A 23,089-nucleotide genomic window follows, 5' to 3' on the forward strand; every position below is an offset into this window, starting at 1 on the left:
CACATCGTTGACGCCGCTCGCCGCCGCTGATAGACCTTCGCTTCACCAGTTGGCGCCCCAAGATCCACGACGCGAGGTCACGTCCCATGGTCATGGTCACGAAGGTTCCACCCCGCCCGGTCGCCCCCCGCAGACCCCTCCGACTCCTCCTCGCCGCCGGCGTCACTGCCACCGCCCTGGCGGTTCCGACGGCCGCCCAGGCGGCCCCGCCGGCCGAGAGGGACGGCAAGGCCGGGGGTACCACCCTCACCGTCGCCGTCTCGCAGAGCGTCGACTCCCTGAGCCCCTTCCTCGCCCAGAAGCTCGTCTCCACCAGCATCCACCGGCTGGCCTACGAGTACCTGACGAACTACGACGCGAAGGACGCCAAGCCGATCCCCGGCCTGGCGACCGAGTGGAAGTCCTCCCCCGACAAGCTGACGTGGACCTACACGATCCGCGAGGACTCGAAGTGGTCCGACGGGAAGCAGGCCACCGCCGAGGACGCCGCCTGGACCTTCAACAAGATGATGACGGACGAGAACGCCGCCACCGCCAACGGCAGCTTCACGGCCAACTTCAAGAAGGTCACCGCGCCCGACCCGCGGACGCTCGTCATCGAGCTGAAGAAGCCCCAGGCCACGATGACGGCGCTGGACGTGCCGATCGTGCCCAAGCACGTCTGGGAGAAGGTCGGCGACTTCTCGAAGTTCAACAACGACCAGCAGTTCCCGATCGTCGGCAACGGTCCGTTCGTCATCACGGACTTCAAGGTCGACCAGTACATCAAGCTGAAGCCGAACAAGAGCTTCTGGCGCGGCGCACCCAAGTTCGACGAGCTGGTGTTCAAGTACTACAAGGACGGTGACGCGGCCGTCGCCGCGCTGCAGAAGGGCGAGGTGTCCTTCGTACCGAACCTGACGCCCGCTCAGGCGGCAGCCCTGAAGTCCGCGAAGAACATCAAGGTCAACGACGCTCCCGGCCGCCGCTTCTTCGCGCTCGCCACCAACCCGGGCGCGCGGGCCAAGGACGGCAAGACCTTCGGCAACGGGCACCCGGCGCTGCTCGACCCGGCCGTCCGCAAGGCGCTCTTCCTCGCCGTGGACCGCACCACGATCGTCGAGAAGGTCTTCCAGGGCCACGCCGTCGAGGGCGAGGGCTACATCCCGCCGCGCTTCGACGCGTACTTCTGGAAGCCCGGCGCCGGGCAGAAGCTGGCGTACGACCCGGCCAAGGCCGAGCAGGTCCTCGACCAGGCCGGATACCGGAAGAACGGCGAGGGCAAGCGGGTCGGCAAGGACGGCAGGGCGCTGGACTTCCGGATCCTGTGTCACGCCACCGACCCGAACGACAAGGCGGTCGGCAAGTACCTCCAGGAGTGGTGGGGCAAGCTCGGCATCGGGCTGAAGGTGGAGTGCCTCGACAACGTCGGCGACCCCTGGACGAAGGGCGACTACGACCTCGCCTTCGACGGCTGGTCGGTCAACCCCGACCCGGACTACGTCCTGTCGATCCACACCTGCGGCACGCTGCCCGCGACCCCGAAGGACACCGGCGCCACCGACAACTTCATCTGCGACCAGCAGTTCGACGCCCTGTACGCGCAGCAGGCGGTGGAGTACGACGCGGCCAAGCGGGCGGATCTGGTCAAGCGGATGCAGTCCCGGCTGTACGACACCGGGTACATGAACATCATGGCGTACCCGAACGCTCTCGAGGCGTACCGCACGGACCAGATCAGGTCGATCACCACGATGCCGGCGGCTGCCGGCAACCTCTGGGGTCAGGACGGCTACTGGAGCTGGTGGTCGGCCGAGCCGGCCACCTCCGCCGCCGGATCCGAGTCCGGCTCCGACGGCGGCTCGTCCACCGTCTGGCTGATCCTCGGCCCCGCCGCGCTCGTCCTCGTCGGGGTGGGCGTCTGGACCGTCCTCCGGCGCCGTTCCACCGCCGACGACCGCGAGTAGTCGGTGACGACGGCACACGCGGCCGCCGACGTGGCGCGGACCGATCCGGTCCGCGCCACGGACGGCGCCCCCCGCACCGGTACGACCCTCTCCTACCTCCGCTACGTGGCCGGCAAGCTGGCCGGCGCGGCCGTCTCGCTGCTCGCCGTACTCGTCACCAGCTTCTTCCTCTTCCGGATCATCCCGGGCGACCCGGTCAAGGCGATGACGCACGGGGTGCCGACCTCGGCCGAACAGCTGGCGACCCTGCGCCGGCAGTTCGGGCTCGACCTGCCGCTCTGGCAGCAGTTCACCGACTACTGCGCGAAGGCGCTGAGCGGCGATCTCGGCACCTCGTACCAGTTCCACGCCCCGGTCGGCGACCTCATCGCCCAGAAGCTGCCGGCCACGCTGCTGCTCACCGGCGTCGCCGTGGTCATCTATTCGGCGCTGGGTCTGTGGCTCGGCACCCGGTCGGCCTGGAACCACGGCGGCCTCGGCGACAGGCTGAACACCGGGGTCGCGCTGACCCTGTGGTCGGTGCCGTCGTTCTGGCTCGGGCTGCTCCTGATCATCGTCTTCTCGGTGGGCATCGGCCCGATCCCGGGGCTCTTCCCGACGGGCGGCATGGAGTCGGGCGCGGGCGAGACCGGGTTCGCGTACGTCCTCGACGTCGCGCACCACATGGTGCTGCCGGTCCTCACGCTGGTGGCCGTCGGCTACGCGCAGACCCTGCTGGTGATGCGTTCCTCGCTGCTCGACGAGATGGGCAGCGACTACCTGACGACCGCGCGGGCCAAGGGGCTGCGCGACGACTCCGTACGGCGCCGGCACGCCGTGCCGAACGCGCTGCTGCCGACCGTGACCATGGTCTTCATCAATCTGGGCCATGTGGCGGCCGGTTCGATCCTGGTGGAGACGGTGTTCTCCTGGCCGGGGCTCGGCGGGCTGTTCTACCAGGCGCTCAGCGTGCCCGATCTGCCGCTGGTCCAGGGCCTGTTCGTGGTCTTCGCCGGCGCGATGATCGTGATGAACCTGATCGCCGACCTGCTCTATCCGCTGCTCGACCCCCGGGTGGGCCGATGACGACCTCTCTGACCTGGACGCGGCGCAAGAACGCCGTGTCCCGCTTCTGGAAGCAGTACCGCTCCCACCGCGCCGGTCTCTACGGGCTGGCCGGGCTCGCGCTGATCGCCCTGCTCGCGCTCGCCGCCCCGCTGGTCGTCGGCTCCGACGTGCAGTCGGTGACGAACGCGCCCGGCACGGCCCTGGAGTCCCCCAGCGCCCGGTTCCCGCTCGGGACGGACCAGTTCGGGCGCTCCCTGCTCGGTCTGCTGCTCTGGGGAGCCAGGATCTCGCTGCTCGTCGGCCTGCTCGCGGCGGCGCTCTCGGTCGCCATCGGCACGCTCGTCGGCATCCTCGCGGGCCACTACGGCGGCTGGTTCTCGACCGTCGTCATGCGGATCACCGACTGGTTCCTGGTGATGCCGGCGCTGGTCCTCGCCATCGTGCTCGCCACCGTGCTGTCCCGCTCGATGTGGACGGTGATCCTGGCGATCGGCGTCACCAGCTGGCCGACCACCGCCCGGCTGGTGCGTGCCCAGACGATCGCGGTGGAGTCCCGGCCGTACATCGAGCGGGCCACCGCGCTGGGCGGCGGACACGGGCACGTGATGAGCCGGCACGTGCTGCCGAACGTGATGCCGCTGGTGCTCGCCCAGACCACGCTCGGCATCTCCGCCGCGATCCTCACCGAGGCGACCCTCGCCTTCCTCGGCCTCGGCGACCCGACGGTGGTGTCCTGGGGCGGCATGCTCCAGGACGCCCGGGAGGCGGGCGCGGTCTCCTCGGGTCACTGGTGGTACCTCGCCCCGCCCGGGATCGCGATCGCGCTGGTCGCGCTCGCGTTCACGCTGTGCGGACGAGCGGTCGAGTCCGTGCTGAACCCGAAGCTGGGGGTGGGTCGATGAGCCTGCTGGAGGTACGGAACCTGAGCGTGACGTACGGGACGGGGGCGACGGCCGTCCCCGCCGTGCGGGGCGTCGACCTCAGTCTGGCCGCCGGGCGGAAGCTCGGGGTCGCGGGCGAGTCGGGCTGCGGGAAGTCGACGATGGCGCTGGCGCTGCTGCGGCTCCTTCCGGCGTCGGCGCGGCTGACCGGGGAGATCCTGCTCGACGGCGAGGACGTCCTCACCATGAAGTGGGGGCGGCTGCGGGCCGTGCGCTGGGCGGGGGCGTCCATCGTCTTCCAGGGCGCGATGCACTCGCTGAACGCGGTGCACCGGATCGGGGACCAGATCGCCGAGCCGCTGCTCGTGCACGGGCGCCCCACCCCCGCGGCGGCCCGCACACGGGTCGGGGAGCTCCTGGAGCACGTCGGTCTGCCGCCGGCGCGGGCGGCGGCCTATCCGCACGAGCTGTCGGGCGGGCAGCGCCAGCGGGTGATGATCGCGATGGCGCTCGCCTGCGATCCGCGGCTGATCGTCGCGGACGAGCCGACGACGGCGCTGGACGTGATGATTCAAGCGCAGATCCTGCGGCTGATCGAGCGTCTGGTGGCCGACGACGGGATCAGTCTGCTGATGATCAGTCACGATCTGGCGGTCCTCGCCGACACCTGCGACCGGCTCGCGGTGATGTACGCCGGACGGGTGGTGGAGGAGGGCCCGGCGCGGGCCGTGTACGACGCGGCCGAGCACCCGTACGGGCGGGCGCTGTCCTCGGCCTTCCCGAGGATCGGCGACCCGGCGTCACGACGGGCACCGCGCGGGCTTCCGGGCGATCCGCCGGACCCGGCGGATCTGCCGGGCGGCTGCGCGTTCCACCCGCGCTGCCCGGCGGCGGTGGAGGTGTGCGGCGAGCAGGACCAGGAACTGCGGGACGCGGGCGCGGGGCGCCGGGCGGCCTGCGTACACGTAGGGAGTGGCTCGTGAATCCGTTGTCACCGGACACCGCGCCGTCCGGCGCGGGCTCCTCGGACGCACTCGCGTCCGGGACCCACCCGCCAGAGGCGGGACCGTCGGAGGCGGGCACGTCGGAGGCCGGCGCGACGGAGGCGGGTGCATCGAAGGCGGGCACGTCGAAGGCCGCTCCGTCGACGGCCGGACCGTCGGAGGCCGGCGCGACGGGTGCCGTGTCGGTGGAGGTCGCGTCCTCCGGGCCGCTGTTGTCAGCGGTCGGGCTGCGGGTCGCCTTTCCCGGGCGGCGCGGCGCGCCGGCCGCCCGCGCGGTGGACGGTGTGGACCTGGACATCGGCGCGGGCGAGATCGTGGCGCTGGTGGGCGAGTCGGGGTGCGGCAAGACGACGCTGGCCCGGTCGCTGCTCGGCCTGGTGCCGCCCACATCCGGCTCCGTCACGTTCGCCGGGGCGCCCCTGTCGTACACCTCTCGCGCCCTCAAGGCGTACCGGAAGCGGGCCCAGCTGGTCCTCCAGGACCCCAGCGGCTCCCTGAATCCGCGCCACACGGTGTACGACGCCGTGGCCGAGGGTCTGCGGATCCACGGCTACCGGGGGGACGAGCGGGCCGCCGTCGCGGAGGCCCTGTCGCGGGCCGGTCTGCGTCCGCCGGAGCGCTTCTTCCTGCGCTACCCGCACGAACTGTCCGGCGGGCAGCGTCAGCGGGTCGTCATCGCGGGCGCGCTGATCCTCCAGCCCGAGCTCATCGTCGCGGACGAGCCGGTGGCCTCCCTGGACGCGTCGGTACGGGGCGAGATCCTTGCGCTGCTGCTGCGTCTGCGGGACGAACTCGGGCTGTCGGCGCTGGTCGTGACGCACGACCTGGGGCTCGCGTGGAACATCGCGGACCGGGTGGCGGTGATGTACCTGGGGCGGATCGTGGAGACCGGCACGGTGGAGTCCGTACTGACCTCCCCCCAGCACCCGTACACACGGGCGCTGTTGTCGGTCCTTCCGGAGTCCGGGGGCGAGCCGGTGGTGCTGACCGGTGAACCCCCGGACCCGACGCGTATCCCGTCGGGGTGCCGCTTCCACGCCCGGTGCCAGGTCCTCGCCTCGGGAGAGGCGGCGGCTGTCGCCGACCGCTGCCGGGGCCAGGACCTGCCGGTGCTCGGCGGCAGCGGTGCACGGGACGTGGCCTGCCACTGGGTGAACGGTGGCGCGGAGGTCACGAGCACGCGCTGACCGCCGGGCGGCGGCAGGCGTCGTACGGAACTCAGAAGCCGGGGCCGGGGCCCACGGGCTTGATCACGGGCTCGGCCGGCTTGTACGCGAGGTCGGCGTGCGGCGGCTTCTGGCCGCCCTCCTCCCCGTGCGGCGGCTGCTGCCCGGCGTCCTCCGGGTGCGGCGGCTTCTGGCCCGGGTCGGCGGCGCCCTCCGGGTGCGGCGGCTTCTGGCCGGCGTCCTCGGCGTGCGGCGGCTTCTGACCGGCGTCGGGGGCGTTCGGCGGCTTCTGCCCGGTGTCGGGGGTCTTCGGCGGAAGGATCTCGCAGCTGCTGATCGCCGTCCGAGTCGACACGGACTTCACCCTGCAGTCGTCCCGGCCGACGCCGCCGTCCACGTTCCCCCAGTGCTCGCCGACGATCAGGATCGTGCCGTCGGGGCCGCTGATCTTGTCGTTGCCGGGGCCCGCCTGGATGAGACCGCCCGACTCCGGGCCGAGGGCCTTCGCCTCGATCGTGTCGTTCTCGCTGCCGCCGAGGACGCGGCCGGAGAAGTCGATGATGCCGGTCTTGATGGTGTCGACGCCGTCGTTGCCGGTGACGATTCCGCCGCCCCGGTTGAACTGTCCGGGTGCCCCGGACACCGAACCGGTGGTGATCTTGTCGTCGCCGTCGTCGCCGTGGACGACGGCGCCCAGCTTCGCCCCGTCGCCACGCACGGTGGCCACCTTGATGACGTCGTTGCCTCGGTTGCCGCGGACCATGCTGAAGGTGGTCTGGGGCACGAGGTGCTTGGCGCGGATGACGTCGTCCCCGTCACCGCCGCTGATGGCCGAGTCGATGACGAGTCCGCGGACCTCGATCATGTCATTGCCCGCGCCGCCCCAGACGGTGACGCCTTCCAGGTCGCTGTCGCAGAAGATGTGGTCGTCCTTGTCGGTGCCGTTGACCTTGTCGCCGGGCGGCGCCGAGACGCCGTTGACCCAGCACTGGTGCATGGGCACCTTGCCCTGGTGCGGCCCGGCGGCCTGGGCGGGAGCACCGGCGAGCGAGGCGGCGGCGACACCGGCGAGCAGCGCGGTGAGTGCGGCCGGGCCGCGCACGACTCTGCGGGGGGAGGGGGGCGTGAGAGGCATACGGGTCTCCTTTACGGAACGGGGGGGGAAGCCGGAGGAGGGTCAGGTGGTCGTGCGCGCCGGCTCGACCGGGGCCTTGTAGCCCACGATCCTGCGCGCCCTCAGGTCGGGTTCCAGCGACGGCCCGGCGGCCGTCGTCCATCTCCCCAGGCACATCTCGGCGGTGATCCCGGGCCCGAATCCGGCGATGATGCCGCGGGCCCCCTCGGGCAGACCGCCCGCCTCGAAGAGCCTGCGCACCGCGTCCAGGACGACGGCGCTGGCGATGTTCCCGTACTCCGTGAGGGTGGCCCGGCTGAACCGGAAGTCCTCGGGCGGCACTTCCAGGAAGCGGCTGAGGTCGTCCAGGATCCGGGGGCCGCCGGCGTGGATGATGTAGAAGTCGAGCTCGCCCGCGTCCCAGCCGTGCGCGCCCGCGATCTCGCGGAGCGCGGGGGCCAGCGGCTCCATGGTGGTCGGCACGCGCTTGTCGAGCAGGAAGTGGAAGCCGGTGGCACGGACGCTGTACGCGATCCAGTCCTCGGTGTCGGGAACCAGGTACGAGTCGTTGCGCTCCAGGGCGATACCGGTGCCTCCCCTGCCCCGTACGACCGCGGATGCCACCGCGTCGCCGAAGAGGCCGTTGGAGAGCAGCGAGCCCACACCGAGGTCGGTGGGCTGGTAGCAGAGCGAGCAGAACTCGCAGGCCACGATGAGGACGTTCGCCTCGGGGTAGGCGACGCAGAAGTCGTGGGCCCGGTTGATGGCGGCGCCGCCCGCCGCGCAGCCCAGCTGGGCGATGGGCATCTGCCGCGTGTGGCTGGGGAAGCCCATCGTGTTGATCATCCAGGCGGTCAGGGAGGGCATCATGAAGCCCGTGCACGACACGAAGACGATCATGTCGATGTCGGCGGGGCGCAGCCCCGCGTTGCGCAGGGCCTCCTCGACGATCTTCGGGACCCGGGCCTTCGCCTCCTTCTCGTAGAGCGCGTTGCGCTCCTCGAAGCCGGGGTGGCGCAGGGTCTCCTCGATGGGCTGGACGATGTGCCGCTGCGTGACGCCGGTGTTCTCGATCAGCCGGAGCGCCAGGGGCAGTTGAGGGTGATCGGCGTGGAGCGAGCGGGCGAGGGCGAGCGTCTCCTCCCTCGTGATCACGTACTCGGGTACGGACACCGCGGGTTTGCACAGAGTCACCACGACAGTCGCTCCTTCGTTCTCGTACACCGCGAACTGCGCCCACACTCACCCGGGCGACGCGACCCCGCAACCGCGAGCGTCGCCGGGCGGACACGGAGGGTCATCGGACCGAGCCGCCGCCGTCCTCCGTTCAGGCGGCAGTGACCGCCCGGCGTATCGGGGCCGCCTCCGGCCGGGAACAGCCTCCTCATGACCTCCGAGCTGACCCCCGAGCTGACCCCCGAACCCACGGCCGCCGGTTCACGGCCGGTCCGTACCTGGGCGGTCGACGACCTCCCCGCGCTGGACTTCGACCCCCTGCTGATCGAGCTGCTCCATGAGGAGCCGGTGGCCCGTGTCCGGCTGCCGTTCGCCGCCGAGAACGAGGCGTGGCTGGTCACCCGGTACGACGACGTCCGTAAGGTGACGTCCGATCCCCGCTTCAGCCGAACGGCCCTGCTCGACCGCATGGTGACCGGGATGACGGGTCACATGGTCGCCTCGAAGGCGGCCCTGAACTACGCCGATCCGCCGTACCACACCCAGCTGCGCAAGGCCGTGACCAAGACGTTCACGGGGCAGAACGCCAAGCGGCTGCGCCCGATGGCGCAGGCGAGCGCGGACCGGCTGCTCGACGCCATGGAGCTGGCGGGCCGGCCCGCCGATCTGATGAGGCATCTGCACGGTCCGCTGCCGATGTCGGTGGTCTGCGATCTGCTCGGGATCCCCGAGGAGGACCGCGCGGAGCTGGCGTCCTGGCCCGATCTGATCCTGTCCTCGGGACCCGGTCCGGAGAGCAGCAGGGCGGCCAAGGCCCAGATCCACGGCTACATCGCCCGGCTGCTCGAACGGCGGCGCGCCGAGCCCCAGGACGATCTGGCCGGGGAGCTCGCCCAGTCCCTGGCCGAGGGCCGGATCAGCGTCGACGAGGCCGTCTCACTGGCCATGGCGATCCTCATCAGCGGCGCGCACGCGGTCCGGAACAACAGCGCCAACATGGTGTATCTGCTGCTCACCAGGCCGGATCTGATGGCCCGGCTGCGGGCGGAGCCGGAGCTGCTGCCGCAGGCCGTGGACGAGCTGCTGCGCTGGATCCCGCACCGCAACGGCGTGGGGCTGCCGCGGATCGCCACCGAGGACGTGGAGGTCGGCGGGGTGTTGATCCGAGCGGGTGAGGCCGTCTACGCGTCGTACCTCGCGGCCAACCGTGACCCGTCGGTGTTCAAGGATCCGCACACGGTCGACTTCGACCGGGAGGGCACCGGCCATGTGTCCTTCGGCCACGGGCCGCACCACTGCATGGGCGCGATGCTCACCCGGATGGAGTCCGAGGTGATGCTCTCCACCCTGCTGCGGCGCTATCCCGGGCTGCGGCTCGCGGGTCCGGCCGAGGAGACGGTGTTCCAGTCCAAGGGCCTGATTCGCGGCCCGAAGGAGCTGATCGTCACCTGGTGACCGGCCGGTCGGCCCGGCCGGCTCTACCGGTCGGCCCGGCCGGCTCTTCCGGTCGTACGCCTCGGTCAACTCTTCCGGTCGTACGCCTCGGTCAACTCTTCCGGTCGTACGCCTCGGTCAGCTCGCGGCAGCGCTTCACGTCCCCGGCCATCGCCACCAGCAGGTCGTCCAGGGTGTCGAACTTCAGCATCCCGCGGACGTACGCGAGGAAGTCGACGGCGACGTGGAGGCCGTACAGGTCGAGCCCCTCGCGGTCGATCGCGTACGCCTCGACGGTCCGCTCGGTGCCGTCGAACTGGGGGTTGGTGCCGACCGAGATCGCGGCCGGCATCCGCTCCCCCGCCGCCGTCAGCCAGCCGGCGTACACGCCGTCGGCCGGGATGGCGGTGTGCGGCAGGGTCTCGACGTTGGCGGTCGGGAAGCCGAGCTCGCGGCCGCGCTGGGCGCCTCGGACGACGATGCCCTCGACGCGGTGCGGACGGCCGAGGATCTCGGCCGCGCCCTCCATGTCGCCCTCGGCGACCAGTCGGCGGGTGAGCGTGGAGGAGAACGGCTCCCCGCCGCCCGCCGTGCCGCTCACATAGAGGTCGACGACCTCTACCTCGTAGTCGTAGGTGGCGCCGAGCTCGGTCAGGAAGTCGACGTTGCCGGCGGCCCGGTGCCCGAAGCGGAAGTTGGGGCCCTCGATGACGGCCTTCGCGTGCAGCTTGTCGACGAGGACCTTCACGATGAAGTCCGCCGGGGACAGCTGCGAGAACTCGGCCGTGAACGGGAGGACCAGCACCGCGTCCACGCCCAGCTCCGCCATCAGCTCCGCGCGCCGGTGGTGCGGCGCGAGCAGGGGCGGGTGGCTGCCGGGCCGCACGACCTCGGAGGGGTGCGGGTCGAAGGTGACGACGACCGAGGGGACGCCCAGCTCACGGGCGCGCTCCACCGCCCGCCCGATGATCAGCTGGTGCCCGCGGTGCACACCGTCGTAGGAGCCGATGGTGACAACACTGCGCCCCCAGTCCTGGGGGATGTCCTCCAAGCCACGCCAGCGCTGCACTGTGACCGCTCCTCGTCCGCCTGTTCGCCGATTACGCAGGTCTAAGACTGCCATGCCCACGGCCGTCGCTTCGCATCGGCATGGAACTGCCGAGGCTCAGGACCGTACGGAGGGTGCCGGGACCGACGAGGGCGGCCCATTCGTCCGGCGCCGCCGTCAGCCAGCCGGCCAGTTGGGCGGCGAAGGCGGGGACTTCGCGGGCGAGCTCGACGAGCCGTCGGTCGAGGCAGGTGGCGCCCTCGGGGGTGCGGGCCAGGAGGAGGCCGGCGCGGTGCACGAGGTCGCGGGTACGGACCTCGGAGCGCCGCTCGCAGCCGAGGGCGGCGGCGCGCAGCAGGGCGTCGAGGACGGTCAGGTCCCGAGCCTCGTACCGCTCGTGGTCGAGAAGTACGTCGAGGAGCTCGGTGCGCAGGAGGCGCGAGGCGCCGGTGCCGGGCGCGGCGAGCACGGGCGCGAGGGCGGCGCGGACCTGCACGGGCCGGCCCCGGAGCAGGCCGGTGACGAGCGGGAAGAGGATCGCCCGGGCGGCCGGGCCGTGTTCGAGGCGGCGGTCGACGAAGGCGGCGGCGTGTCCTGCGGCGGCGGGGTCGAAGGGCCGGCGGTCGACGTAGTCGCGCACGAGGGCGGCGGCGCGGCGGGCCAGGGCGGGCGTGGTGATCTCGGCGAGCGCCCGGAGCGCTGCGCCCGCGGCCTCGCCGGGCCCGCGCAGCCGGGCCTCGAACGCGGCGAGGACCGGTTCGGGGTGGGTGGTGAGCGCGGCGGCGAGCGCGCTCGCGGGGACCCGTGGATCGGTCAGGGCGCGGGGCAGGTGGCGGGCGCGGGTGTGCGGGTCGCGGACGAGGATGCCGAGCGCGTCGCCGTGCAGGGCGCCGTCGCCGGGGCGGGCGAGCAGGGCGAGGGCCGTGTACCGCAGGAGTTCGCGGTCGGGGCCGCTGGTGGCGTGTTCGGCGACGAGGCACCCGTACACGGCGGCCGCGGCCCGGCGCCCCGGCCGCCCGTCGTCGTGGGCCCACCGGTCGACGGCCCGGCAGACGGCGGACGGCTCCTCCTCGGCGAGCGCGGCGAGCAGCCCGTCGGCGAGCGGATGGGCGGTGGCGACGAGTGCCTCGCAGAGGTCGTCGACGGCCAGGTTCCGGTGGGTGTGCAGCAGCGCCTGCGCGGCGGTGGCGACGGTGGCGTACGGGGCGGCGGCCAGTGGCCGCCCGTCCCCGAACCAGCGGCACAGCAGCGGTTGTACGCTCCGGGGCTCGGCGACGAGCCGGGCGGCGACGGCGTCGAGGAACCGGGGCGTCGCGTCGGCCCCGGGCGCGGCGTCGGCGGGCACGAGCCGTCGCAGCAGTTCCACCCGCTCGTCCTCCCCGACGCGCAGGGCCTCCCAGAAGGACAGCCCGAAGTACGCGAAGGCACCGAGCCGCGGGGCGGCGGGAGCGGCCCCCCGGCCGGGAGCCACCCCGGGGGCCCGCTGGGCGGGCACGGGTCCGGGGCGCTGCCCCGCCCCGGCCTCGGCCCGGGCCTCGAACGACGGCCCGGGGCCCGGTCCGCGACCACCCATCGGCGCGGCCGGAAGTCCGTTCCCGTACCCCGGCCCTCGGCCGGGCCCGGGCCCGGAGCCCGTCGGGGCGGTCCCCGGCAGGGCGACGGGGCCGAGGCCGCAGGCCGACGAAGGCATCGGCGGCAGCCCGCCGGTGGCAGGGCCGGACCAGGCGGTCCCTGGCTGCGTGCCGACCTCGGCGCCGGGACCGAGGCCGCTGGCCGGCGAAGGCATCGACGGCAGCGCGCCGGGCCCAGGACCCCCGCCCGGCCGGGCGGGTCGTCGGAGCGGGGCTGCCGCGATGTGGTCGGCGAGGTGGCGGAGGACCGGGAGGTACGGCTTGAGGTCCGGGAGGCGCAGGAGCGTCTGGGCCAGGAGCCGAGAGCCCCACCAGGCGGCGTCGGTGGCCTCGGCGTCCGTGTCGGACAGTCGGGCGAGGGCGTCGGACAGGGCCGTGAGCCGCCGTCCGAGCGCGATGGGGCCCTGCTCGCGGTCCAGGAGGAGCAGCGCCTGGACGACGGGGCCGATCCGGTGACGGGGCACGGGGAGCGAGGGCGAGCGGTCGTCCCCGTCACTGCCGTGCGCGCGGGACGGGAGCCGGACCGGGGCGCCCTCGTGCCAGCGGTGGACGAGTGCGTGCAGGGCGCCGTCGACGTCGAGGTGCGCGCCCTGGATCCAGTCGGCCAGCTCCTCGTGACCGAAGCGGTACCCGGACCCGGCGGGGACGACGAGGCCCTCGGTGAGGACGGCGGAGGCCCAGCCGGTCCGCCACGGGAAGATCTCCTCGAAGGACGCGCGGTCCAGTTCCCCCTGCCCGGGTCCGAGGCACCGGCGGGCGGCCTCGTGGACCTGTCCGGCCACCCGCGCCGCGAGCCGTCGCACCGCGGTCCCGCGTGGGAGGGGGCGGGACCCGGCGGCGATCCGAACCGCGATCCGCAGACACATCAGGTCCAGGTACGCGCCGAAGATCTCCTCCCGGCCGGGCCGTCCGGGCACACCGCCGGGCAGCGCCTCGCGCACCTCGGCGAGCAGCCGGAGCGCGAGCGGGTGCCGTGCGTCGTCGACGCCCAGATCGGCGCCGCGGAGCCCGTACCGCGCCTGTGCGAGCGCGGCCTCGCCCTCGGCGAGCTCCCCGAGCCGCACGGCGGCGGTCGCGCCGGGGCCGTACAGCGTGCTCGCCTGTTCCCAGTGTTCGGGGCGGCAGCCGAGCATCAGGCGGACGCCGTGGGTGCGCAGCCAGGACTCGGTGCCCGCCGTCCACACGTCGAGCCGGTGGGCCAGCACGGGGGGCATCTCCTCCGGGCCGTCGAGGATCACGAGCAGGGGGCGGCCGGCCTCGTGGGCAAGGGCGGCGGCCCGTTCCGGGGTGGCGGCGGTGGCGTCGCCCCGCGCGCCGGTGGCCGCGACGATCCGGCCGGCCTGGCGCAGGACGCGGGCGACGGCTTCGGCGACCGAGGTGTCGTCCGCGTGCAGGTCGGCTCCGCGCAGCCAGACGGTGGGGGCGGGCTCGGCGCCCCGGGCGCGGTCGGCGCAGTGGGCGGCGAGCGCGGTGGTGCGGCCGGTGCCGGGGGTGCCGACGAGCGCGAGGACCACCGCCTCTCCGGTCGCGAAAGCGGCGAACTCCCGTACGCAAACGGCCCGTTCGACGGGGTCGGCCCACGCCCCGGGGCCGCCGGCGGAGCCGGTGGACGTGGCGGTGAGCTCCAGGACGCCCGCCAGGTTGAGGTCTCTTCCGTAGCAGGGCACGGTGGCGCCGTTGCGTCGCAGCAGGGCCGCCAGCGGCTCCACGGTCGCGAGGGACACCGCGTACCCGGCCGCGTCGCGGTGGTCGCCGTGCAGCGCGGTGCCGAGGACGGCGACCACGGCTCCGGTCGCCGGGTCCACGACGGGCCCGCCCGCGGCCCGCCCGCCGAGTCGGAGGGCCTCCGCTCCCTCGGTGCCGATGGCCAGCTCCAGGGCGTGGCCGAGGACGTGGAGGCGGTCGGAGGCGGTGTACGTGACGGTGGCGCCGCCCAGGACCCGCGCCTCCCGCCAGCCGTGCGCGGCGATCCGTACGTACGTCCCGGGCTCGATCTCGGTCCGGGCCGAGACCGGCAGCGGGCGGAGGCCGAGCCCCTCGGTCCGTACGAGTGCGAGACCGGCCTCGGGCAGGGCCGTGATGGCGTCGGCCTCCGCGAGGAACATCCGCTCGCCGGGTGCCTGCAGCACGATCCGTACGAGCCCGTCCACGGCTTCGTGGCTGGTGACGACGGTCCCCCGGTCGTCGGCGACGAAGCCCGTCCCGCGCGGCCGGCCCGCCGGATCGCAGATCCGTACCAGCGTCGCCAGGTCCCCGCGTCCCATGCTGTCGACGGTAGGCCGGAAGTGATCACTCCGAGAAGCACACCGGACGAACGCGCCCCCCGGCGCTCCCCCGGTTCACTCCGAGCGCCTGCCCAAAGGGGTGAATGAGCGGATCGGAGTGGATAGACAGTCCCCGGAGGGGGATCGTGGAGCGGGCACGCGCGCGTGCCCGCTCCACCATGAGCAGGGCGGCTCAGCCGAAGACGGCCAGGCTCTTGGCCTTGCCCTTCTGGTCCTCCACGAGCGCCAGCAGACGGCCGTCCGGGCCGAAGACGGCCACGGGACCGGTGGGGTACGACGGCATCTCCAGACGGACGCCGTTCAGCAGCAGCCGGGCGCGCTTCTCGTCGACGTCCCAGCGGGGGAACGCCGCCGCGGCCGCGTCGGCGACCGGCATGACCATCAGCTCCTCCTGGAGCTGGTCCAGGGTCCGGGCCGAGTCCAGCTTGTACGGACCGACCCGGGTCCGTCGCAGCGCGGTCAGATGACCGCCCACGCCGAGCCCGGCGCCGAGGTCCCGGGCGAGCGCCCGGATGTACGTACCGGAGGAACAGACGACCGAGACGACGAGGTCGACGACCGCCGTACCGTCCTCGGCGACCGCTTCCCGCACGTCGTACACCTGGAAGGACGAGACCGTCACCGGCCGGGCCGGGATCTCGAACTCCTCGCCGCCGCGCACGCGCGCGTACGACCGCTTGCCGTCGATCTTGATGGCGGAGACCTTCGACGGCACCTGCATGATGGCGCCGGTCAGCTCCGCCACGCCCGCGTCGATCCCCTCACGGGTGACCTTGGACGCGTCCACGGAGGCCGTGATCTCGCCCTCGGCGTCGTCGGTGATCGTCGTCTGGCCGAGGCGGATGGTGCCGAGGTACTCCTTCTCGGTCAGCGCCAGGTGGCCGAGGAGCTTGGTCGCCCGCTCCACGCCGAGGACGAGGACGCCGGTGGCCATGGGGTCGAGCGTGCCGGCGTGGCCGACCCGGCGGGTCTTGGCGATCCCGCGCATCTTGGCCACGACGTCGTGCGAAGTGAAGCCCGACGGCTTGTCGACGATGACAAGGCCGTCGGGCGTAGTCCCTGCGGTGCTCATTCGGCGGTGGTGCCCTCTTCGTCCTCGTCACCGGGCTTGCGGTACGGGTCGGCCTCGCCGGCGTACTTCGCGCCGGAGGACACCTCGCGCACCTGGGCGTCGGAGGCGCGCGCCTTGTCGAGGAGGTCCTCGATGGTCTTGGCGGTCTCCGGGAGGGCGTCCGCGACGAAGGTCAGGGTGGGCGTGAACTTGGTGCCCGCCGCCCGGCCCACCGCGGAGCGCAGCACGCCCTTGGCGCTCTCGAGCCCCGCCGCGGCGCTGGCCCGCTCCTCGTCGTCGCCGTAGACCGTGTAGAAGACCGTGGCCTCCCGCAGGTCACCGGTGACGCGGGTGTCCGTGATGGTCACGTGCGTACCCAGGCGCGGGTCCTTGATACCGCGCTGCAGCTTCTCGGCGACCACCTCCCGGATGAGGTCCGCCAGCTTCTTCGCCCGCGCGTTGTCGGCCACTGGTCCTTCTCCTTCTTTGCCTTGCTCAATCAGTCTTCATCAGTGTGGAGCCTGCGTCGCACCGACAGCAGCTCCACCTCGGGCCGCGCGGCGACCAGCCGTTCACAGCGGTCGAGCACGTCCGACACGAACCCCGGGTCCCCGGACACCAGCGTCACCCCTAGCCGGGCTCTGCGATGGAGGTCCTGGTCGCCCACCTCGGCCGCGCTCACGGAGAACTTGCGCTGGAGCTCGGCGACGATGGGCCGGACGACGGAGCGTTTCTCCTTCAACGAATGAACGTCGCCGAGGAGCAGATCGAAGGACAGAGTCCCCACATACATGGATGTCCGGATGTCCCGCCGGTTCGGGGTCAGTGGCCCCGCCAAGGACTTGGCAGGGACACCAGAACCGTACACGCAACGGCCGGGGCCGATCGACGGAATAACTTCCGCCGACCGGCCCCGACTCAACGCTGCGATCGGACGCGATCAGGCGCGCGGCTTCTCGCGCATCTCGTACGTCGCGATGACGTCGTCGATCTTGATGTCGTTGAAGTTTCCGAGGTTGATACCACCCTCGAAGCCTTCGCGGATCTCGGTGACGTCGTCCTTGAACCGGCGCAGACCCTCGATGTTGAGGTTCTCCGCGATGACCTTGCCGTCGCGGATGAGGCGCGCCTTGGTGTTGCGCTTGACCTCGCCCGAGCGGATGAGGACACCGGCGATGTTGCCCAGCTTGGACGAGCGGAAGACCTCGCGGATCTCCGCCGTACCGAGCTCGACCTCTTCGTACTCCGGCTTGAGGAGGCCCTTGAGCGCCGCCTCGATCTCCTCGATGGCCTGGTAGATCACCGAGTAGTACCGGACGTCGACACCCTCGCGCTCCGCCATCTGCGCGGCACGGCCGGCCGCACGGACGTTGTAGCCGATGACGATGGCGTCGGAGCCCATCGCCAGGTCGATGTCGGACTCGGTGACCGCACCCACACCGCGGTGCAGGACACGGATGTCGACCTCTTCGCCGACGTCGAGCTGGAGCAGCGAGGACTCGAGAGCCTCGACCGCACCGGACGCGTCGCCCTTGATGATGAGGTTGAGTTCCTGGACCAGACCGGCCTTGAGCACCTTGTCGAGGTCCTCGAGGGACACCCGGCGGACGCGCTTGGCGAAGGCGGCGTTGCGCTCACGCGCAGCGCGCTTCTCGGCGATCTGACGGGCCGTACGGTCCTCGTCGACGACCAGGAGGTTGTCGCCGGCACCCGGCACGTTGGTGAGACCGAGCACCAGGACGGGAGTCGACGGGGTCGCCTCCTCGACGTTGTTGCCCTTGTCGTCGAGCATCGCCCGGACGCGGCCGTACGCGTCGCCGACCACCACGGTGTCGCCGATGCGCAGCGTTCCGCGCTGGACCAGGACGGTCGAGACAGCACCGCGACCCTTGTCCAGGTGGGACTCGATCGCAATACCCTGCGCGTCCTGGTCCGGGTTGGCCCGCAGGTCGAGCGAGGCGTCGGCGGTGAGGACGACGGCCTCCAGCAGGGAGTCGATGTGCAGACCCTGCTTGGCGGAGATGTCGACGAACATCGTGTCGCCGCCGTACTCCTCGGCCACCAGACCGAACTCGGTCAGCTGACCACGGACCTTGGTCGGGTCCGCACCCTCGACGTCGATCTTGTTGACCGCGACGACGATCGGGACGCCGGCGGCCTTGGCGTGGTTGAGCGCCTCGATCGTCTGCGGCATGACGCCGTCGTTGGCCGCGACCACGAGGATCGCGATGTCGGTCGACTTCGCACCACGGGCACGCATGGCGGTGAACGCCTCGTGACCCGGGGTGTCGATGAAGGTGATGCGACGCTCTTCGCCGTTGACCTCGGTACCCACCTGGTAGGCACCGATGTGCTGGGTGATGCCACCGGCCTCGCCCGCGACGACGTTCGTCTTGCGGATCGCGTCGAGCAGTCGGGTCTTACCGTGGTCGACGTGACCCATGACGGTGACGACCGGCGGACGGGAGACCAGAGCCTCTTCGCCGCCCTCGTCCTCGCCGAACTCGATGTCGAAGGACTCGAGAAGCTCGCGGTCCTCCTCCTCCGGGGAGACGATCTGAACGGTGTAGTTCATCTCCTCGCCGAGCATCGTCAGCGTGTCGTCGGAGACGGACTGCGTGGCCGTGACCATCTCACCGAGGTTCATCATCACCGCGACGAGCGACGCCGGGTTGGCGTTGATCTTCTCGGCGAAGTCGGTGAGGGACGCACCGCGCGACAGGCGAATGACTTCCCCGTTGCCGCGAGGCAGCATCACGCCGCCGACCGACGGGGCCTGCATGGCCTCGTACTCCTGGCGCCTCTGCCGCTTCGACTTGCGACCACGACGCGCGGGACCGCCGGGGCGACCGAAGGCGCCCTGCGTGCCACCACGGCCACCGGGACCGCCGGGACGGCCACCGAAGCCACCGGGACGACCGCCGAAGCCGCCGCCACCGCCGCCGGGACCACCCGGACGACCGCCGCCGCCACCACCGGGACCACCGGGACGACCGGCGAAGCCGCCGCCGCCACCGCCGGGACCGGCCGGACGGCCGGCGAAGCCGCCGCCACCGGGACGACCGCCACCGCCGCCTGCCGGACGACCACCGGGGCCACCGGGGCCACGGCCGCCGGGGCCACCACCGGGACGCGGGCCGGCAGCGGGACGCTGCGGCATCATGCCCGGGTTGGGACGGTTACCGCCGGGCGCGCCGCCCGGACGCGGCGCCTGGGGACGCGGCATGCCACCGGGGGTGGGACGCGCGCCGCCCTGACCCTGCGGGCGCGGGGCGCCGCCGGGGCCACCCTGCGGACGCGGGGCACCCGGAACGGCACGGTCGCCGCCGGGACGGGGGGCACCGCCACCGGGACGGGGCGCCTGCGGGCGCGCCATTCCGGTGGAGCCACCCGAGGTGAAGGGGTTGTTGCCCGGACGGGGACCCGCCGGACGTGCGCCACCGGGACGCGGAGCGCCCTGGCCCTGGGGACGCGGGGCACCCTGGCCCTGCGGACGCGGTGCGCCCTGACCCGGACGAGCGGGACGCTCGCCGGCGGGACGCGGACCCGAGGCACCGCCACCGGCACGCGGACCGGCGGCCGGGGCCGACGGGGGCGCGGTGAACTCGGGGGCGGCCGGAGCCGGCGTGACCGGCTTGGGCGCGGGCTTCGGACCCGGGCGGGGGCCCGAGGCGGCCGGAGCCGGAGAGGGGGTGCTGCTCGCCGGGGCGGCCGGAGTGACCGGGGCCGGCGCCGCAGGCGCGGCGGGAGCCGGCTTGGGGGCCGGGGCGCCGGGCTTCGGGGCAGCGGGACGTGCCCCGGCGGCCGGGGAGGGCGCCGAGGGCTTCGAGGGGGCGGCCTTACGAGGCGCGCCCGGCTTGGCAGCGGACTTGCCGGCGTTGCCGCCGGGCCCCTGCAGTGCATCAGTCAACTTGCGCACGACCGGCGCCTCGATCGTCGAGGACGCCGAACGGACGAATTCACCGAGTTCTTGGAGCTTGGCCATGACGACCTTGCTCTCCACACCGAACTCCTTGGCGAGTTCGTATACCCGGACCTTAGCCACTTCGCTCCTTTTAGGTCCGGTTACCGCCGGACCGTCGCTACTTCATGGGCGTACTCATCGCGTACTCATCGAGTGCTCATCGCAATCTCGACCTACTTCCAACTCGCGAGGTACCTGACCGCACGGTGTTCCGTGCCGTACTTCTTCTTACAAGACCTGGCGCACTGCCGCCGTTTCGAGCGGCCCCTGGACCTTGAAGGCCCTCGGGAACGCCCGGCGGCGGACCGCCAGGTCGAGACAGACCGAGGCGGGGTGCAGATATGCACCCCGGCCGGGCAGCGTACCGCGATGATCGGGGACGCATGCACCCTCGATCGCCACGATGCGCAGCAGATCGCTCTTGGCCGCTCGCTCCCGGCATCCCACACAGGTTCGCTCAGGGCACGCTCGGGCTTGCGTCCGGCCAGACACGGCTAAGTCTACCTCCCCGTACCGACCTCACCCGTTTGGGGCAAAAATCGAACGGTCGTTTGTCGTGATCTCGCCCTCACTCAACGTGACGAGGGCGAGAACTATTCCCAGCGACCCGCTTCGCGACCCGCCTTCGCGGCGCGCCTTCGCAGCGCGACGACGTCCCGTCGCGCGACTCAGTGCCGGTCGTGCCGCTCGTCGGCCGGCTGCTCGGTGTCCGGGCGGATGTCGATGCGCCAGCCGGTGAGGCGGGCGGCGAGGCGGGCGTTCTGCCCCTCCTTGCCGATCGCCAGCGACAGCTGGTAGTCCGGCACGGTCACCCGGGCGGAGCGGGCGGCCAGGTCGACGATCTCGACCTTGGAGACCCGGGCCGGGGAGAGCGCGCTGGCGACCATCTCGGCCGGGTCGTCGGACCAGTCGACGATGTCGATCTTCTCGCCGAGCAGCTCCGCCATGACATTGCGCACGCGGCTGCCCATGGGGCCGATGCAGGCGCCCTTGGCGTTCAGACCCGAACGGGTGGACCGTACGGCGATCTTGGTGCGGTGACCCGCCTCCCGGGCGATCGCCGCGATCTCGACGGAACCGTCCGCGATCTCGGGAACCTCCAGCGCGAAGAGCTTCTTCACCAGATTGGGGTGGGTGCGCGACAGGGTGACGGACGGACCGCGGACACCCTTGGCCACCCGGACGACGTACGTACGCAGCCGCAGACCGTGCGTGTAGTCCTCGCCCGGCACCTGCTCCTGCACCGGAAGGATGGCTTCCAGCTTGTCGTCCAGCCGGACGAGGACGTTCTTCGGGTCCTTGCCCTGCTGCACCTGACCGGCGACGATGTCGCCCTCGCGGCGGGCGTACTCGCCGAAGGTGACGTCGTTCTCGGCGTCACGCAGCCGCTGCTGGATGACCTGGCGGGCGGTGCTCGCCGCGATCCGGCCGAAGTCCGACGGGGTGTCGTCGAACTCCTTGGGCTCCTGGCCCTCCTCCAGCTCGGAGGGGTCTTCCTTCGCCCACACCGTCACATGACCGGTGTGCTTGTCCAGCTGCGCGCGCGCATGGCGGCGGGCGTCGGGCGTGCGGTGGTAGGCGATGAGGAGGGCCGACTCGATCGCCTCGACCAACAGGTCGAAGGAGATCTCCTTCTCTTGTGCCAAGCCCTTCAGGAGCTTCACGTCGATGTCCACGGCTACGCCTCCTCTTCCTTCTTGTCCTTGCGGTTGAACTCGATCTCGACACGCGCCTTGGCGATGTCGGCGAACGCGACCCGGCGGGCGGTGGGCTTGCGCCCCTTCACGCCCGGCACTTCGAGGTCGACGCCGGCGTCGTCCACGGCGACGATCCGCGCGACGAGCTCCGCGCCGTCGTTCAGCTGGAGCTTGGCGAGGCGGCCGGTGGCGCGCATGTAGTGGCGGTGCTCCGTGAGCGGGCGCTCCGCGCCCGGGGTGCCGACCTCGAGGGTGTACTCGCCCTCGCCCATCGCGTCCGTCTCGTCCAGCGTCGCCGAGAGCGCGCGGCTCACATCGGCGACCTGGTCCAGGTCGGCTCCCTCGTCGGAGTCGACGACGACCCGCAGCACTCGCTTGCGTCCCACGGATGCCACCTCGAGCTCTTCGAGATCGAGTCCCTGCGAGGCGATGAGCGGCTCAAGGAGTGCTCGCAGCCTGTCGCTCTGGGTGGTGCTCATCCGGGTGACTCCTCGGCCGCGTGTGCTGTTGTGGGTTTCGTCGCGTGTCAGACCAAAGGGTATCCGGTCCCGGGGGGTGTTGCCGTCCACGGGCCCGGGGGCCGCGGGTACGCTCGCCTGCGGTGATCTTCGACCGAGGCCGAGGGAGTGGATGTGGGGCGCACGGGGACCCTGGGCAGGCGGGCGCTTCTGACGGCCGGGGCGGTGACACTGGCCGGCTGCACCTCGGACGGGGGTGGCGGCGGGCGGCCGAGGAAGCAGACCGCGGCCGAACGGGCGGCGCTCGCCGAGGCGGCCCTGCGCCGCCGCTCGGCGGCGCAGGGCCGGACCCTGCTGGAACGTTACGACGCGGTGCTCGCCGCGCATCCCTCGCTGGCGGCACGCCTGAGCCCGCTGCGACGCGCGGCCGCCGCGCACGCCGCCGCGCTGGCCGAGGGCCTGGCACCGAGCGCCTCCCCCTCCGCCCGTACGGCGACGAACGCCGCTCCTTCGGCGGGCACCCGGTCGGCGGACGGTGTCACCCCTTCGGCCTCCGCACCCGTCCCCGCGCCCGTCTCCGTCTCCGCCGATCCGGCGGCCGCGCTCACCGAGCTGGCGGCCACCGTCCGCCGGACCGCCGACGCGCACACGGCCACACTCCTCGACGCGCCGCCCGAGTACGCCCGTCTGCTCGCCTCGGTGGCGGCGGCCGGAGCGGCCCACGCCTATCTGCTGACCGAAGGAGGCCCGGCATGAGCGCCCTCGACGCGGCGCAGGCCGCGCTCGCCGCCGAACACGCGGCGGTGTACGGGTACGGGGTCGTCGGCGGCCGGATCGGTGCCGACCGGCGCGCCGAGGCGACCTCGGCGTACGAGGCGCACCGGGCACGGCGGGACGCGCTGCGCAGGACCGTACGGGACCTCGGCGGGGAACCGGCCGCCGCGGCGGCCGGCTACGAACTGCCGTTCGGTGTGCCGGACACGGCCGCCGCCGTACGGCTGGCCGCGGTTCTGGAGGACCGGGTCGCCGGGGTGTACTCCGATCTCGTACGGGCCGCCGACGGGCCGCTGCGGCGGGACGCGGCCGCCGCGTTGCGCGAGGCGGCGGTACGGGCCGTCCGCTGGCGCGGCACCGACGTAACCTTTCCTGGGCTCGCCGAGCGGGTGTGAGTCCTTCCCTGACCAGAA

The 23,089-nt window shown here is 72.6% G+C and carries 19 protein-coding genes; 8 read left to right on the forward strand and 11 right to left on the reverse strand.

Going from position 1 to position 23,089, the window contains the following annotated elements; translation table 11 throughout:
• The first annotated feature begins 92 nt into the window (after positions 1-92).
• The 5 genes from ACFYV5_RS06370 to ACFYV5_RS06390 all read left to right on the forward strand — a co-directional run bounded on the left by ACFYV5_RS06370 (position 93) and on the right by ACFYV5_RS06390 (position 6,065).
• Positions 93-1,946 (forward strand): ABC transporter substrate-binding protein, encoded by a 1,854-nt coding sequence (locus ACFYV5_RS06370; RefSeq protein WP_355116189.1) that lies wholly within the window; start codon positions 93-95, stop codon positions 1,944-1,946.
• 3 nt (positions 1,947-1,949) lie between these two features.
• Positions 1,950-3,011, forward strand: coding sequence for an ABC transporter permease (locus ACFYV5_RS06375; RefSeq protein WP_389165168.1), 1,062 nt, complete (start codon positions 1,950-1,952; stop codon positions 3,009-3,011).
• Positions 3,008-3,895, forward strand: a complete 888-nt coding sequence (locus ACFYV5_RS06380; protein ID WP_355116158.1) for an ABC transporter permease — start codon at positions 3,008-3,010, stop codon at positions 3,893-3,895. Before ACFYV5_RS06375 ends, ACFYV5_RS06380 begins: the two co-directional genes overlap by 4 nt.
• Positions 3,892-4,857, forward strand: a complete 966-nt coding sequence (locus ACFYV5_RS06385; protein WP_389165171.1) for an ABC transporter ATP-binding protein — start codon at positions 3,892-3,894, stop codon at positions 4,855-4,857. Before ACFYV5_RS06380 ends, ACFYV5_RS06385 begins: the two co-directional genes overlap by 4 nt.
• A 200-nt stretch (positions 4,858-5,057) precedes the next feature.
• Complete coding sequence (locus ACFYV5_RS06390) at positions 5,058-6,065, forward strand: ABC transporter ATP-binding protein (protein ID WP_389166333.1); 1,008 nt, start codon at positions 5,058-5,060, stop codon at positions 6,063-6,065.
• Between the two features lie 31 nt (positions 6,066-6,096).
• Here ACFYV5_RS06390 and ACFYV5_RS06395 read toward each other — a convergent pair whose 3' ends face one another.
• On the reverse strand, positions 6,097-7,179 hold the full coding sequence (locus tag ACFYV5_RS06395; RefSeq protein WP_389165174.1) for a hypothetical protein: 1,083 nt from the start codon (positions 7,177-7,179) through the stop codon (positions 6,097-6,099).
• Between the two features lie 42 nt (positions 7,180-7,221).
• On the reverse strand, positions 7,222-8,355 hold the full coding sequence (locus tag ACFYV5_RS06400) for a type III polyketide synthase (protein ID WP_355116163.1): 1,134 nt from the start codon (positions 8,353-8,355) through the stop codon (positions 7,222-7,224).
• A gap of 189 nt (positions 8,356-8,544) precedes the next feature.
• Here ACFYV5_RS06400 and ACFYV5_RS06405 point away from each other — a divergent pair, with 189 nt between their 5' ends.
• A complete protein-coding gene (locus ACFYV5_RS06405) occupies positions 8,545-9,789 on the forward strand; it encodes a cytochrome P450 (protein ID WP_389165178.1) in 1,245 nt (414 codons plus the stop codon).
• A gap of 91 nt (positions 9,790-9,880) precedes the next feature.
• On the opposite strand, the gene ACFYV5_RS06410 is transcribed toward ACFYV5_RS06405, so the two are convergent.
• From ACFYV5_RS06410 to rimP, 9 genes are all read right to left on the reverse strand, one after another.
• A complete protein-coding gene (locus tag ACFYV5_RS06410) occupies positions 9,881-10,837 on the reverse strand; it encodes a bifunctional riboflavin kinase/FAD synthetase (protein WP_355116167.1) in 957 nt (318 codons plus the stop codon).
• A gap of 31 nt (positions 10,838-10,868) precedes the next feature.
• Positions 10,869-14,711 carry a trypsin-like peptidase domain-containing protein gene (locus ACFYV5_RS06415; RefSeq protein WP_389165182.1) on the reverse strand — a complete coding sequence of 1,281 codons (3,843 nt, stop codon included), beginning with the start codon at positions 14,709-14,711 and terminating at the stop codon, positions 10,869-10,871.
• A gap of 193 nt (positions 14,712-14,904) precedes the next feature.
• The gene (gene truB / locus ACFYV5_RS06420; RefSeq protein WP_389165185.1) at positions 14,905-15,804 is read right to left on the reverse strand and encodes a tRNA pseudouridine(55) synthase TruB; all 900 of its coding nucleotides are present in this window, start codon (positions 15,802-15,804) and stop codon (positions 14,905-14,907) included.
• On the reverse strand, positions 15,801-16,253 hold the full coding sequence (gene rbfA, locus ACFYV5_RS06425; protein WP_158991080.1) for a 30S ribosome-binding factor RbfA: 453 nt from the start codon (positions 16,251-16,253) through the stop codon (positions 15,801-15,803). The genes truB and rbfA overlap by 4 nt, the downstream gene beginning before the upstream one ends.
• Before the next feature lie 29 nt (positions 16,254-16,282).
• Positions 16,283-16,576 carry a DUF503 domain-containing protein gene (locus tag ACFYV5_RS06430; protein ID WP_355116172.1) on the reverse strand — a complete coding sequence of 98 codons (294 nt, stop codon included), beginning with the start codon at positions 16,574-16,576 and terminating at the stop codon, positions 16,283-16,285.
• A 147-nt stretch (positions 16,577-16,723) separates the two neighbouring features.
• Positions 16,724-19,828, reverse strand: coding sequence for a translation initiation factor IF-2 (infB, locus tag ACFYV5_RS06435; RefSeq protein WP_389165188.1), 3,105 nt, complete (start codon positions 19,826-19,828; stop codon positions 16,724-16,726).
• A 147-nt stretch (positions 19,829-19,975) separates the two neighbouring features.
• Positions 19,976-20,239 carry a YlxR family protein gene (locus ACFYV5_RS06440; RefSeq protein WP_355116175.1) on the reverse strand — a complete coding sequence of 88 codons (264 nt, stop codon included), beginning with the start codon at positions 20,237-20,239 and terminating at the stop codon, positions 19,976-19,978.
• Between the two features lie 176 nt (positions 20,240-20,415).
• Positions 20,416-21,423: a transcription termination factor NusA gene (nusA, locus tag ACFYV5_RS06445; RefSeq protein WP_389165190.1), complete on the reverse strand. Its 1,008-nt coding sequence runs from the start codon at positions 21,421-21,423 to the stop codon at positions 20,416-20,418.
• A gap of 2 nt (positions 21,424-21,425) precedes the next feature.
• Positions 21,426-21,923: a ribosome maturation factor RimP gene (gene rimP, locus ACFYV5_RS06450; protein WP_355116179.1), complete on the reverse strand. Its 498-nt coding sequence runs from the start codon at positions 21,921-21,923 to the stop codon at positions 21,426-21,428.
• 153 nt (positions 21,924-22,076) lie between these two features.
• On the opposite strand from rimP, the gene ACFYV5_RS06455 reads away from it, so the two are divergent.
• Together ACFYV5_RS06455 and ACFYV5_RS06460 are read left to right on the forward strand one after the other, a co-directional pair.
• Positions 22,077-22,658 carry a hypothetical protein gene (locus ACFYV5_RS06455; RefSeq protein ID WP_389165193.1) on the forward strand — a complete coding sequence of 194 codons (582 nt, stop codon included), beginning with the start codon at positions 22,077-22,079 and terminating at the stop codon, positions 22,656-22,658.
• Complete coding sequence (locus tag ACFYV5_RS06460; protein ID WP_355116182.1) at positions 22,655-23,071, forward strand: ferritin-like domain-containing protein; 417 nt, start codon at positions 22,655-22,657, stop codon at positions 23,069-23,071. Before ACFYV5_RS06455 ends, ACFYV5_RS06460 begins: the two co-directional genes overlap by 4 nt.
• Positions 23,072-23,089: the final 18 nt, after the last annotated feature.

It is taken from the genome of Streptomyces sp. NPDC003035 (assembly GCF_042888285.1).
Lineage (GTDB): Bacteria > Actinomycetota > Actinomycetes > Streptomycetales > Streptomycetaceae > Streptomyces.